Source organism: Promicromonospora sp. NPDC060204 (assembly GCF_042728455.1).
Classification (GTDB): Bacteria; Actinomycetota; Actinomycetes; order Actinomycetales; family Cellulomonadaceae; genus Promicromonospora.
The window spans coordinates 1-12,809 of record NZ_JBHWZO010000179.1 but is presented as its reverse complement, the minus strand read 5'-3'; the positions used below and the strand labels follow the sequence as shown (position 1 = coordinate 12,809).

General features: G+C 73.8%; 12 protein-coding genes. 5 read left to right on the top strand and 7 right to left on the bottom strand.

From position 1 onward, the window contains the following. The first annotated feature begins 32 nt into the window (after positions 1 to 32). A complete protein-coding gene (locus tag ACFWEJ_RS20270; RefSeq protein WP_377230997.1) occupies positions 33 to 587 on the top strand; it encodes a DinB family protein in 555 nt (184 codons plus the stop codon). On the opposite strand, the gene ACFWEJ_RS20265 is transcribed toward ACFWEJ_RS20270, so the two are convergent. The 3 genes from ACFWEJ_RS20265 to ACFWEJ_RS20255 form a co-directional block, all read right to left on the bottom strand. Beyond that, positions 588 to 1,001: a DUF2255 family protein gene (locus ACFWEJ_RS20265; RefSeq protein ID WP_377230996.1), complete on the bottom strand. Its 414-nt coding sequence runs from the start codon at positions 999 to 1,001 to the stop codon at positions 588 to 590. Continuing rightward, entirely contained in the window at positions 998 to 1,426 is a 429-nt protein-coding gene (locus tag ACFWEJ_RS20260) for a MarR family winged helix-turn-helix transcriptional regulator (protein ID WP_377230995.1), read from the bottom strand. The genes ACFWEJ_RS20265 and ACFWEJ_RS20260 overlap by 4 nt, the downstream gene beginning before the upstream one ends. Positions 1,427 to 1,542: 116 nt before the next feature. Continuing rightward, on the bottom strand, positions 1,543 to 2,295 hold the full coding sequence (locus tag ACFWEJ_RS20255; protein WP_377230994.1) for an SDR family NAD(P)-dependent oxidoreductase: 753 nt from the start codon (positions 2,293 to 2,295) through the stop codon (positions 1,543 to 1,545). Positions 2,296 to 2,415: 120 nt separating this feature from the next. Here ACFWEJ_RS20255 and ACFWEJ_RS20250 point away from each other — a divergent pair, with 120 nt between their 5' ends. Continuing rightward, positions 2,416 to 3,372, top strand: coding sequence for an AraC family transcriptional regulator (locus tag ACFWEJ_RS20250; RefSeq protein ID WP_377230993.1), 957 nt, complete (start codon positions 2,416 to 2,418; stop codon positions 3,370 to 3,372). On the opposite strand, the gene ACFWEJ_RS20245 is transcribed toward ACFWEJ_RS20250, so the two are convergent. Both ACFWEJ_RS20245 and ACFWEJ_RS20240 read right to left on the bottom strand, forming a co-directional pair. Next, complete coding sequence (locus ACFWEJ_RS20245; protein WP_377230992.1) at positions 3,369 to 4,040, bottom strand: GAP family protein; 672 nt, start codon at positions 4,038 to 4,040, stop codon at positions 3,369 to 3,371. The two genes, ACFWEJ_RS20250 and ACFWEJ_RS20245, sit on opposite strands and share 4 nt — an antisense overlap. A gap of 37 nt (positions 4,041 to 4,077) precedes the next feature. Beyond that, positions 4,078 to 5,352 (bottom strand): MFS transporter, encoded by a 1,275-nt coding sequence (locus ACFWEJ_RS20240; RefSeq protein WP_377230991.1) that lies wholly within the window; start codon positions 5,350 to 5,352, stop codon positions 4,078 to 4,080. Between the two features lie 100 nt (positions 5,353 to 5,452). On the opposite strand from ACFWEJ_RS20240, the gene ACFWEJ_RS20235 reads away from it, so the two are divergent. After that, positions 5,453 to 6,538 (top strand): DUF5937 family protein, encoded by a 1,086-nt coding sequence (locus tag ACFWEJ_RS20235; protein ID WP_377230990.1) that lies wholly within the window; start codon positions 5,453 to 5,455, stop codon positions 6,536 to 6,538. 197 nt (positions 6,539 to 6,735) lie between these two features. Further along, complete coding sequence (locus ACFWEJ_RS20230) at positions 6,736 to 8,622, top strand: BTAD domain-containing putative transcriptional regulator (protein WP_377230989.1); 1,887 nt, start codon at positions 6,736 to 6,738, stop codon at positions 8,620 to 8,622. Between the two features lie 104 nt (positions 8,623 to 8,726). Here the strand turns inward: ACFWEJ_RS20230 and ACFWEJ_RS20225 are convergent, their stop codons facing one another. Both ACFWEJ_RS20225 and ACFWEJ_RS20220 read right to left on the bottom strand, forming a co-directional pair. Further along, positions 8,727 to 10,103, bottom strand: a complete 1,377-nt coding sequence (locus ACFWEJ_RS20225) for an FAD-binding oxidoreductase (RefSeq protein ID WP_377230988.1) — start codon at positions 10,101 to 10,103, stop codon at positions 8,727 to 8,729. A 105-nt stretch (positions 10,104 to 10,208) separates the two neighbouring features. Then, positions 10,209 to 11,099 (bottom strand): helix-turn-helix domain-containing protein, encoded by an 891-nt coding sequence (locus tag ACFWEJ_RS20220; RefSeq protein ID WP_377230987.1) that lies wholly within the window; start codon positions 11,097 to 11,099, stop codon positions 10,209 to 10,211. A gap of 101 nt (positions 11,100 to 11,200) precedes the next feature. On the opposite strand from ACFWEJ_RS20220, the gene ACFWEJ_RS20215 reads away from it, so the two are divergent. Continuing rightward, the gene (locus ACFWEJ_RS20215; RefSeq protein WP_377230986.1) at positions 11,201 to 12,673 is read left to right on the top strand and encodes an MFS transporter; all 1,473 of its coding nucleotides are present in this window, start codon (positions 11,201 to 11,203) and stop codon (positions 12,671 to 12,673) included. The last annotated feature ends 136 nt before the right edge of the window (positions 12,674 to 12,809 follow it).

Sequence of the window (12,809 nt, the reverse complement as noted above, 5' to 3'; positions counted from 1 at the left end):
CGACCCGAGACCACCGACACCCTGGAGCCGACATGGCAGACACGACCGCGCCCGACCCCGCCACGCGCGACATCCTGGCGATCTTCGAGCGCGCACGCACCCGGCTGTTCGGGCGCCTCGAGGGGCTGACCGACGCCGAGTACCACTGGGAGCCGGTCGACGACTGCCTCAGCATCCGCCGTGGCGACGACGGCGTCTACCGCGTCGCCGACCTGTTTCCGAAGCCGGCTCCGGGCGAGCCGGACCCCGTCACGACGATCGCCTGGCGCATCTGGCACATCGGCAGCCTCTGCCTGCGCGGCTACGTGATCCACTTCTTCGACGACGCCCCCGAGTTCCCCGACCGCCACGAGTGGCCGGGCACCGCGAAGGAGGGCATCCAGGCGCTCGCCGACGACTGGGAACAGTTCATCTCCCGTATCGCCGCCATGGACGACGCGCGCCTGCTGGCGCCGATCGGCCGGGGTCCCGGTGGCTGGGCGGAGGAGACCTACCTGAAGCTCGCGCTGCACGCCCTGGTCGAGGTCTCGCACCACGGCGGCGAGATCGGCCTGCTGCGCGACCTGTACCTGCGCGAAGGCGCCTGATCACCCGTCGGTCCCCAGCGGGACCACCCGGAGCGTCGCGTCGCGCGCCGGCGAACGGGTCATCCGGCGGACGCCGGAGTCGTCGCCATATCGGTCGCGCAGCGCCTGGTCGACCTCCGCCGCACGCCCGAGATCCCGGACGAACGCGACGGCGATGCGTCGCCCGTCGACGTCGATCTCGCCGTGGCCCGACCGGACCGCGCCGCGGTACCAGGCGCCGTCGGGCCCGTTGAGCGAGCGGACCAGCTCGTCCCGGCCGAGCCGGACGTGCCCGACGAGCGCGAAGGGCCGCAGCGTCCCGTCGTCGCGGGCTCCCGCGACGCGGATGAGCTCCGTCCGCGCGAGCAGGGCGAGCTCGGCCCCGGTCCACGGCCGGGTCTCCCGCCCGTCGGTGCTCACGTGGTCGGGGCTCACCGTGCCACCTGCGGGGCGGGTGCGAGCAGCGCCGTCAGGATGCGGGCCAGCTCGGCCCGGTCTCCGGGTCCGATCAGCGCCAGCCTGCGCTCGAACGCCGTCGCGAGCGCGGCGAAGGAGCGGTCCCGCGCGGCGACGCCGTCGTCGGTGAGCACGAGCCGGTGGCGCCGCAGGTCGGCGTCGTCGATCTCGCGCCGCATGAATCCCTTGGCGACGAGGTTGCGCACGTAGACCGTGACGCTCGCCTTCGGGATCACGAGGGCCGTGGCGAGCTGGGCCGGGTACGGCGACGCGGCGACCTCGGCGAGGACGAAGAACTCCTTCGGCTCCAGCCCGAGCTCCTCCAGCTCGGCGCTGCACTCGTCGAGCACGGCGGTGAGCAGGCGGTGGTTCAGTGTCCAGAGCTGCGCGGCGTCGACCGGCATGCGACCTCCTGGTGTCCGGGATAGTCCGGAGCGGTATGGGGCGGAACGGCAATATAGTTCCGTACTGTACTACCCACCACTTCGGACTACCGCAACCCGGAACGACATGGAGGCGCTCAGACCTGGTTGGTGCCGCCGTCGACGTAGAGATTGCTGCCGACGACGTAGCTGCTCTGTTCCGAGGCGAGGAAGGCCATGACCGCGGCGGCCTCCTCGGGCTGCCCCATCCGGCCCTTGGGCACGGTCGCGACGACCTGCTCCTTGATCGCCCGGGCGGTGTCCTCGTCGCCGAAGGCGGCGGTACCGCCGGGCGTCTCGATCCAGGCCGGCGAGACGACGTTGACCCGGATGCCGCGCCCCTTGAGCTCGTTGGACCAGGTCCGGGCGAACGACCGGACCGCGGCCTTCGACGCCGAGTACGCGCCGAACGCCGCCATCCCCCGGTCGGCGGCCGTGGACCCGGTCAGGATCACCGAGGCGCCCTCGTTGAGCAGCGGGAGCGCCTTCTGCACGGTGAACAGCGTGCCCCGCACGTTGACCGCGAAGGTCTGGTCGAAGTGCTCCTCGGTGGTCTCCTCCAGCGTCACGAACGAGCCGACCGCCGCGTTCGCCACGAGCACGTCCAGCCCCTTGCCCCGGGCCCGGACCGCGGCGTAGAGCCGGTCCAGGTCTGCGGGCTCCGCGATGTCGCCGACGACCGCGGTGGCCCGGTCCTCCCCGACGGTCCGGACGGCCGCCTCCAGCTCGGCCTCGCGCCGCCCCGTGACGAACACGTACGCGCCCTCGTCCGCCAGCCGCACCGCGGTGGCCAGGCCGATGCCGGTGCTGCCGCCGGTCACGACCGCCGTCCTGCCCTCAAGCTGTCCCATGTGGATCTCCCTGTTACCTTCCGTCGCTGATCTGCTCACGCATCGATCCTGCGGGACCACGGAGGTATCATCCATAACGGATAGTCCAGGATTCGTTACCGATAGTCCAGGAGTTGGGTGTTGCTCGGTTTCAGCGATCCGGTGGCCGACGCGATCAGCCTGCTCCGGCCCCGCACGGTGGTCGGGCCGAGCCTGTACGCCACGGGCGAGTGGGGTTTGCACTTCGACCAGTTCCCGCACGTCCGGATCGGCGGCCTCGTGCGGGGCAGCTGCTGGCTGGTCCTGGACGGGCACGAGCCGGTGCTCCTGCAGGAGGGTGACACCTTCATGCTGGGCAACCCGCCGCCGTACGTGCTGGCCAGCACGCCCGGCGCGCGGACGCGTCCCGCGGAGCAGGTGTGGGCCCGTGCCGAGGACGGATCCGTGCGGATCGGCCCCGAGCCTGAGGAGGACGAGCAGGACCTGTACCTGTGCGTCGGGCACATCGCGTTCGACGACGGCAACGCCACCCTCCTGACCGACCTCCTGCCGCCGCTCGTAATCGTCCGCGCGGCCGACCCGCGCGGCCTGGAGCTGGGGCAGCTGATCACCCTCCTGGCCACCGAGGTCGAGGCCACCGCCGCCGGGGGCCCGCTGGTGCAGAGCCACCTCGCGCAGATCCTGCTCGTGCACATGCTGCGAGCGCACGCCGGCCGGACGGACCGGCCCACCGGCTGGCTGGGCGCCCTGAACGAGGACGGCATCGGCGCCGCCCTGCGCGCCGTGCACGCCGACATCGCGCACCCCTGGACGCTCCAGGAGCTCGCGGAGATCAGCCACATGTCGCGGTCCGCGTTCGCCCAGGCCTTCAAGAGCCACGTCGGCGTCCCGCCCCTGGACTACCTGATCCGCTGGCGCATGAACCTTGCGCGCGACGCCCTCGCCCGCGGCACGCTGTCGATCTCGGAGCTCGCCCGGGCCACGGGCTACCAGTCCGAGAGCGCGTTCAGCACGGCGTTCCGCCGCGTCGTCGGGTCGTCGCCCTCGACGTTCCGCGACCAGGCACGCAAACTCACCAGGGCCGACGCCCCGCGCTAGACGATGGAGATTCCGTCGCCGAGCAGCTTCGCCCCGAGCACGAGCAGCAGGACGGTCATGATCGTCGCGTTGTTGTGGATCATCCAGGCTTTCAGCTCGTCGAGGACCGTTCCTCCCCGCGTCCCCATCGAGAAGTAGATGACGACCGGCGCCGCGACGCCGGCGCTGGCGACCACGGCGAACACGAGCGCGGCGACGACCGTCGTGCTCGCCTCGTGGGCGCCGGCCCCGGCTACCGCCAGGCCCCCGGACACGACAAGGAGCAGGTTCTTCGGGTTCACCACGGCGAGCAGGACCGCGAGCCCGGCCGATCGGGCGGGCGTGAACCCGTCGATCGCCGCCATCCACCGCGGCGCGGGCGGCTCGACGCCAGGCTTCGGCCGGCCGCGCCACTGCCGGACGCTGAGGAACAGCAGCAGGACGCCGAGCACGATCTTGAGCCAGCCCGTCCCCGGCGCCGGGCCGTCGGCGTCCGGGCTCGCGTTCCCCGCGACGAGGGCCACGACGGCGACCACGGCGAACACCGCCACGAACCACGCGGCGACGAAGGCCAGCGCGTTGGCGCGGGCCCGCCTGCTCACGAGCATGAGCACCACGGCCACGATCGGCAGCGGGCTGACGAGCACACCCACCGCGACGGGCAGGGACTGACCTATCGCGCCACCCATGCGAACCCCCTTGAGCCTGACGAGCCAGGTCGCGACCCTAGGAGCGCGCGGCGAGGGTCGTGTCACCCGATCCAGGTGACCCGAGCCTGCTCGCCGGCGACTCCTTCTCGACGGCGACGGCGGAGGCCGAGACGAGCGTCGCAGCGGCGAGCCCGCCCCAGAGGACGGCCGGGCCGAGGGGTGCGAGGGCGGTGATGACCGCCGGGGAGACGGCGAGCCCGAAGCCCGTGGAGAGCTGGAGCCGCGCGAGGGCGCGGCCCAGGACGTGGACCGGGGCGAGGACGGTGACGAGCGCGGTGACGCTGCCCGCGTAGATGATCTCGCCGAGGGTGCAGACCACGGACACCGCGACGACGGCGGGGGCGGCCCAGCCGTGCCCCAGCGACGTGGCCACGAGGAAGCCGAGGTAGGAGGCGGTGAGGACCGCGCCGGCGAGCGCCAGCGCCGTCCGCCGGGAGAAGCGGGACATCAGGACGGTGACCGGGACCTGCAGGGTGACCACCAGCACCGTGTTCACCACGAAGACGGCTCCCGACCACACCGGGGAAGCGCCGAGCTGGGTCACCAGGACGAGCGGGACCGCGACCTCGGGGACGTTGAGGCAGAAGGCGTAGACCACGTTGGCGGCCAGGACCGCGCGCATGCGGGGTGCCGGCCGAGCGCGCCCGTCGTCGGCCCCGTCGTCGACCCCGGCGCCTGCCGGCGCAGCGGCCGGACGGGCGCGCAGGCGGACGGACCACGCCAACGCGGCAGCGGTGAGATAGGCGAGCCCGGTGACGACCGCCAGCACCCGCAGCGCGGTGGTGCCACCCGCCAGGCACGCCGTGGCCAGCAGCGCGCCCACCCCCAGTCCGGCGTTGCGCAGGGTGCGGCCCGCCGCGAGCGCCGCGTCACGTTCCCGGCCGTGGGCGACCGTGGCAACGAGCGCCGCGTGGGCGGCCGGCCACGCCTGGTTGCCGATGCCGAGGAAGAGCGCCGCCGTCGCGAACGGCCACAGGTGCCCCGCCGGGGTGGCGAGCAGCAGCACCACGCCCGCCACCCGCACCAGCATCGACGCCGCCACGACCGTGCTGCGCGCGCCCCGGTCCAGCCATCGGCCGACCGCGGGCATGCACCCCAGACCCACGACGATGCCGACCGTCATGGCGATACCCGTGGCCGGCGCGGACAGTCCGAGCACGGCAACGCCGTAGAGCAGCAGGAACGGCCGCATCATCCCGGTGCCGAGCGCGTCCACGGCCAACGCGGCGGCGTAGCGGGGGCCGCCGGAGGCGCGGACGAGGGCGCGGACCTGGATCTTCGTGGTTGCCATGGCGCCAACGGTGCGTTCGGCTCCCCGGACGGGGCACGTCGATTGACGGACACCGTCAATCGACGCCCCCACCGCCCGGACGGTCGGGGATCATCAGGGGGTGACGTTGAGGATCGACATCAGCGGCCGGCCGTCCGAGCGACTGCGGTTCGCCGCCTCCCCGCTGGCAGAGCTCACCGCGATGCTGCACGTGCTGGCCGAACCCGGGCACCATCCGCGGCACGCCGCGTGGGCCGCGGACGTGTGGGCCGGGCTCCGGCCGGAGCTCGCCGAGCGGCTTCGGGAGGCGGAGTTTCTCTGGCGCTCCTCGCGAGCCGACTTCCTGGTCCCTTCCCGTCCCCAGCCGACCCTCGTCGAGGAGCTGGACGACGTGGACCGGATCGACGACGAGAAGTACGTGAGGTCCGCCCTCGTCACCACGTGCGGCAGCAACCGGGTCCATTTCGCGGGGCCGTCGCCGCTCGCCGACACGACCGCACGCGAGCGGGCCCTGGACCTGGCGCAGGCCCGCGGCCCGCAGCAGGAAGCCTTCGCGGAACGGCTGCTCGCAGACCCGGTCGCCGTGCGCGCACGGGTGCGCAGCACCCTCGAACAGTGCGCCGACGCGTTCTTCGACGCCGCCTGGGCGGGCGCCGCCGAGCGGCTCGCCACCGACCTGCGCCTGAAGAACGACCTGCTACAGCGCCACGGCACCGCGGCCGCACTCGCCTCGGTCTCTGACGCGGTCACCCTGGCGCCGGACGGCGACAGCATCGTCGTCGACAAGCTCCAGGACAGCGCGACCGCCGCCCGCGGCACCGCGCTCACCTTCGTCCCGAGCGTCTTCGGCCGCCCGCACCTGACGGTGGTCCGCGCACCCGGGTGGCAGCCGGTCGTGCAGTACCCGGTCGCGGAGGCGGGCCCGACCGAACCGGTGTCCCTGGAGACGGTCACGCTCCGGCTGGAGGCGCTCGCGCACCCGGTGCGGCTGCGGCTGCTGCGCACCCTGGCCCGTGGTCCGCACACCACGAGCGAGCTGGCCCACGCCTGGGAGCTCTCGCCCCCGGAGGTGTCCCGGCACCTCGCCGTCCTGCGCCGCGCCGGGCTGCTCACGGGCCGACGGCGCGGCCGCTACGTCCACTACACGCTCGACCGGTCGGCGCTGACGACGCTGGGCACGGACCTGCTGTCGGCGGTGCTGCGCTGAGCGGAGGTACCGATACGTCCCGCGCAGCCCCGCCCACGGCTTCATCACCCCGGTCGCATGTATCAGGGCACCCGGACGCTGCTTCCCTGCACACACAGATATCTGCACACAGCTCGACGGAGTCCCTGCTCCGCTAACCTGGGGCGTCGATCGGCCTCGTCTCGACGTCCGCGCGCGACCTGGGAAGCGAACCCCTCATGTCCGATCTTCACCTGGCTCTGCTCGGCCCTGTCCGTATGTGGCGGGACGGGACGGAGGTACCGCTCGGTTCCCCGCAACAACGGGCGGTGCTCGCCGTGCTCCTGCTGCACGAGGGCCGCGTCGTGCCCGGCGAGGAGCTCATCGACGCGCTGTGGGGCGAGGTCCCGCCGAAGGGTGCCTGGGGGACGCTGCGCACCTACGTCTCCCGGCTGCGGCAGGTCTTCGCCGGGTCGGCCGTCGTGATCAAGACGGCCGGCACCGGGTACGCGGTGCACACCCCGCACGGATCGGTCGACGCCGTGGTCTTCCGGGATCTCGTGACGCGCGGGCGGGACCAGGCGGCGGCCGGCAGCCCGGGTGCGGCGGCGACATCGCTCACCCAGGCGCTCGCGCTCTGGACGGGCGACGGCCTGGACGGCGCGCCCGGTGAGTACCTCGCGCGGCAGCGCGCCCGGCTGCAGGCCGCTCGCCTGGCTGCCACCGAGCTCCGGTTCGCGGCGATGCTCGACGCCGGGACCGACGCCGCCGGGCAAGAGGACGTCGCGGCGGAGCTGACGCTGCTCGTGGAGCAGCACCCGTTCCTGGAACGGCTGCGGGAGCTGCTCATGCGCGCGCTGTACCGGCAGGGCCGGCAGGCCGACGCCCTGGCCGTGTACCACGCGGGTGAGACCCTGCTCCGCGACGAGCTCGGCATCGATCCCGGGCCCGCGCTCCGGGCCGCGCACCAGCGCATCCTCGTGTCGGACCCCGGGCTCCTGACCGCGCCCGAGCACGTGCCGCACGCGACCGAGCAGATCGAGCACTCCGGTCCGGGCCCCACCCTGCTGCCCGCGCGCCTGCCCCACTTCACCGGCCGGCACGCGGAGCTCGCCCGCATCGCCGGCGCGCTCACCGCCACGACCGACGGAACGACCGACAGGACCGTCACGGCCGTCGGCGTCCACGGGCTCGACGGCCTGGGCAGGTCGGCGCTCGTCGTCGAGGCGGCCCACCGCGCCGTCGGTCACTACCCCGGCGGCCGGCTGTACGGGGACCTCGACCAGATGGCCGGGGACCTCACCGAGATCCTCGGTGCCTGGCTGGGCGCGTACGGCGTCCCGCCCGCCGACGTACCCGCCTCGGCGACCGCCCGGGCGATCAAGCTCCGGGACGCGACCGGGGGCCGACCCGTCCTGGCGGTCCTAGACGGCGTGGAGGACACCACGGCGCTCGGCACGCTGACCGCCGTGCTGCCGTCCGGCAGCGCGGTGCTGTTCGTCGCGCGGCGCTGGCACCCCGAGCCGGTGAGCGCCACGTGGGTCCAGGCCGGCCCCTTGCCCGACGACGACGGGCTGCGGCTCCTGACGCACGTCGCCGGTCCGGACCGGCTCGCCGTCGACCCGGGCGCCGCCGCGCGCCTGGTCGCGCTCTCCTGCGGCTGGCCGCTGTCGCTGCGTCTCATCGGCGGCCGGCTGAACACCCACCCCCGCTGGAGCGTCTCCGCGATGGCCGATCAGCTCGCCCACGAGCTCGCCAACCCGGCCGAGACGGTGCACGACGACTGCCTGCTCGCCGAGGCGCCCGTCCTGCGGGCCTACCTGCGCCTGCGGCCCGCCCAGGCGCGGGCACTGCGGCGGACCGCGGGGCTGGAGAGCGAGACCTTCGCCATCCACGAGGCCGCCGACGCGTTGGGTCTGACCTGCGAGGACGTCTGGAGCGTCCTCGACTCGCTCGTCGAGCTCGGCCTGCTCACCGAGAACGGCCCGGCAGGCCTGCCGCACAGCACCACGTACCGGATGGCGGGGGTCGTGCGCGCCTTCGCCCGACGCCGGCCGGAGGCCGCCGACGAGCTCGACGCGTGGCCGGTGCCGCGGGACCGCGCCGAGCTGTACGCGGCGAGCTGACCCCGCCTCCGGGTGGTCCTCGTGAGCCGGTGGTCCTCGTGGGCGGGTGGCCCTCGTGGCCGCCGTCCTCCCTCAAGGAGGCGGCCACGAGGACGGCGGTGGGGTCAGGCCCGCGCGGGCGCGACCGAGTGGTTGCCGCGGACGACGTCAGCGGGGTCGTACGTCGCCTTGATCCGGCCGAGCCTGTCGAGCGTGCCGGGGTCGGCGAAGGGCACCCCGCCGGCGCGCTCGGCGAAGTTCAGGTAGCCGGTATCGGCCGACCAGGGGCGCATGGCCTCGGCCAGGGCGTCCAGGCTGCTGTGCGTCGCCTTCACGGCCGCCTCGACGGGCGTGATCGACACGGAGAACACGGCATAGGCCGCCTCGAACCCGCTGACCGCGCCGCCCTGCGCCGGCTGCGGCGCCAGGGCGCCGCCGAGGTGGCGGATCTCGGCGCTGAGCACCGGGAAGTTCGCCTCCGGGCCGGTCACGGAGAGGTAGGCGTCCAGTGCCTCGGACGGCAGCTCGTTCAGCAGGAGACCGTCGCCCGTCCCGGGCACGGGGCCCGGCGGGTCCATGTGGATCTCGGCCAGCGCCTGGGGCGTGCAGGGCTGCAGGGTGTCCATGACGGGTGCCAGCGCGCGCAGCGGCGCGAGGACGGCGTCGGTCGCGCCGGCGTCCAGCAGGGAGACCAGCTCGACCACCACGAACGACTGGCCGCGCACGGGCTCGGGGATCTCCTCCATCGGCGGGAAGCGCAGCAGCCGGCCGACCGACGTGATCTCGTCCGGGACCGACGCCGTCCAGGCGCGCCACGCGTGCAGCACCTCGGCGGCCCGCTCGATCGGCCAGAACAGCGTGCCGCCGAGGGGCTCGCCGAACTCGAAGAGGTTGAACTCGAGCGCCGTGACGACCGCGAAGCTGCCGCCGCCCCCGCGGATCGCCCAGAACAGGTCCGGCTCGGTCTGCGCGTCGATGCGCCGCAGCACGCCGTCCGCGGTCACGACGTCGGCCGCCACGACCTGGTTCGCGGCCAGGCCGTGCTTGCGGGCCAGCCACGACAGGCCGCCGCCGAGGGTGTAGCCGACCACACCCACGTCCGCCGCGGTGCCCGCCAGACCGGCGAGCCCGTGCGGTGCCGCGGCGGCCTGGACGTCGCCCCAGAGCGCACCGGCCTCGACGCGAGCCGTGCGCGCCTCGGGGTCGATCACGACACCGCGCATCTCCGAGGTCTTGATCAGGACCGTGCCGGCCAGCGAGCCCAGGGGGCTCGCGTTGTGCCCGGTGCCCTGCGCCGCCACGCGCAGGCCTGTCGCGCGAGCCGCGTTCACGGCGGTCACCACGTCCTTGGCGCTCGCCGCCAGGACCACGGCCTCCGGGTGCTGGTCGACGGTCAGCTGCCACGCCTGGCGCGCGCCGTCCCACCCGGGATCGCCGGGCAGCACGAGGCGGCCGTCGAGCTGCGCGCGCAGCGTGGATACGTCGAGTTCGTTCGAGGACATCGGGAAGTGCTCCGTTCGGTGGGGTTCGTCGCCCCGATCCTCACGAGTCGCGATCGACAGCCGGTCGACAACTGATCGACGGCCGATCGACGGCTGATCGACGGCTCACCACTCGGCGGTCCGCTCACCTCCTGCTGCGTCGAGCAGCAGACGCAACCCGGCCTCGGATGCGCTGCCCGGCACCGCGGTGTGCGTGAGGATCCGCTGGCCGTGGCCCTCGGGCAGGTGCAGCACCTCGTACTCGAGATCGAGGTCGCCGACCACGGGGTGGTGGAGGCGCCGGGTGCCGCTGGTGCACAGGCGGACCGTCTGCCCGGCCCACAGGCCGGCGAAGTCCGCGCTCCGCACGCTCAGCTCCCCGACCAGCTCGATGAGGCCCCTGTCCTCGGGAAACTGTGCGGCGACGTAGCGCAGCGAGGCCACGGCGACGGCCGCCTCCTCGTACCAGTCCCGGTGCAGCTCCCGGGTGTGCAGGTCCAGGAACAGCATCCGGAGCTGGTTGGGCCGGTCGTCGGGGCGCGACGGCGCGGCGACGTCGAGGTGCCCGGCCATCAGCAGGTGCCCGGCGTGGTTCCAGGCGAGGACGTCGTTGCTCCGGCCCAGCAGGAGCGCGGGCACGTCGCGCATCGCGTGCAGGAGCCGGACGGCACCCGCCTGGGGCTCCTCGGCCCTCAGGACGGGCCGCCGCTTGCCCGACGCCGGCCGGGCCAGGGCGAACAGGTGGGTGCGCTCGTCCTCGTCGAGGCGCAGCGCACGGGCCAGCGCCTCGATGACCGCGTCGGAGGCGTTCTGCGACTGCCCCTGCTCCAGGCGCGTGTAGTACGTGGCCGAGACGCCGGCGAGCTGGGCCAGCTCCTCGCGCCGCAGGCCGGGCACCCGGCGGCGTCCGTAGGCACGCACACCGACGTCCTCGGGACCGACCCGGTCGCGGCGGGAGCGGAGGAACTCGCCCAGCTCACCGATGCCGTGGCTGTCGCTCGATGCGGAATCGTTCACGACGCCATGCTCCCCCATCCGAGCAGGGCGAGCCTGCCCCTGGCAGTGCTAGGCGACGCAGGGGTCTGGTCCATGCTCCGGCCTGCTCCGATGCTCGACCCATGACTCAGAGCACTCAGCGCACTCAGCGCACGACGGAGAGACGCAGCACCCCGGGCAGCCGGTTCACCGCGGCAGAGCGACTGGCCCTGGCCGTCCTGCTGACCGCCAACTTCACGCTCGCCGTCGACTTCTCCATCCTCAACGTGGCCCTGCCGCGGATCGGCCACGACCTGGGCTTCGCGACCGCCGAGCTGCAGTGGATCGTGACGTCGTTCGCGCTGTGCGCGGCCGGGTTCACGCTCTTCTTCGGCCGGGTCGCCGACCTGTTCGGCCGGCGTCGCCTCTTCCTGATCGGCATCGTCGTCCTGGGACTGTCGTCGTTGCTCGGCGGGTTCGCGCAGGACCCGGCAACGCTCATCGGTGCCCGTGTCGCCCAGGGCCTGGCGACGGCGATGGTCACCCCCGCGGCGCTGTCCCTGCTGGCCACGATGTTCGCCGAGGGGCCCGCCCGCGACCGCGCCCTCGGCCTCAACGGCGCGCTCATGGCAGCGGGATTCACGACCGGCGCCGTCCTCGGTGGCGTGCTCACGGGCACCACGAGCTGGCGGTGGGCCTTCTTCGTCAACGTCGTCGTCGCGATCGCCGTGCTGGTGATCGCGCCGCTCGTGCTGCGTGAACGGCCCGCCGGCCACCGGCCCCGCCTCGATGCGCCCGGTGCGCTCCTGGTGACCCTGGCGCTCCTCTCCCTGGTCTACGGCATCAGCAGCGCGGGCCAGGTCGGCTGGTCGGACCCGGCCGCCTGGGGTCCGCTCGTCGGCGCGGTCGCGCTGCTGGGCCTGTTCTGGGTGGTCGAGCACCGGGTCCCCTCTCCCCTGGTCGCGCCGCACCTGCTGCGCCGCGGGAACGTGGCGTGGGGCAACGCCGCCGGGCTGCTGGCCTTCGCGACGGAGACGTCCCTGGTCTTCCTCCTGACCATCTACCTGCAGGATCTCCTGGGCTTCGACTCCGTCACCGCCGGACTGATGCTTGCCGTCCTCGGTGTCGGTACCGTCGTGGGCGGCCTGCTCGCGCCCAGGCTCATCGGGCGCACCGGCGCCAAGCGGGTGATCGTCCTCGGGTTCCTGGTCCAGGCCGCGGCCACGGCTCCCCTGGCGTTCGTCGACAGGTCGCACGCCTGGGTGGTCCCGCTCCTGCTGCTCACGTTCGTCGGCGGGGTGGCCAACCTCGTGGCGATCGTCGGCTACACGGTCGCGTCGACGGCCGGCGTCCCCACCGCCAGCCAGGGGCTGGCGACCGGGCTGGTGAGCATGAGCCAGCAGGTCGGGATCACGCTCGGCACCCCCGTGATGTCGGCGGTCGTCGCGAGTCGCCTCGACACGGGCCTCCTTGACGGCCTCCTCGACGGCGTCCGGCTCGCCGTCGGCGCCAACGCCGCCGTCTGCCTCATCGCGGCGCTGGTCCTCGCCGCCGCGCTCAAGCTGCCCGGCGCGACCGCCGCGGTCGAGCCCTCGCTCGTCGGCGAGGCCGGCTGATGCCGCGCCCCTGGGTCCGGCGTCAGCCGGTCAGCACCCGGCGCAGGCGGTCGAGCCGGAGCCCGGCGACGCCCTGGTAGGCCGGCCGGAGGACCCTGGCGAGCGGACCCTCGTGCGTGAAGTCGTGCCGCACGAG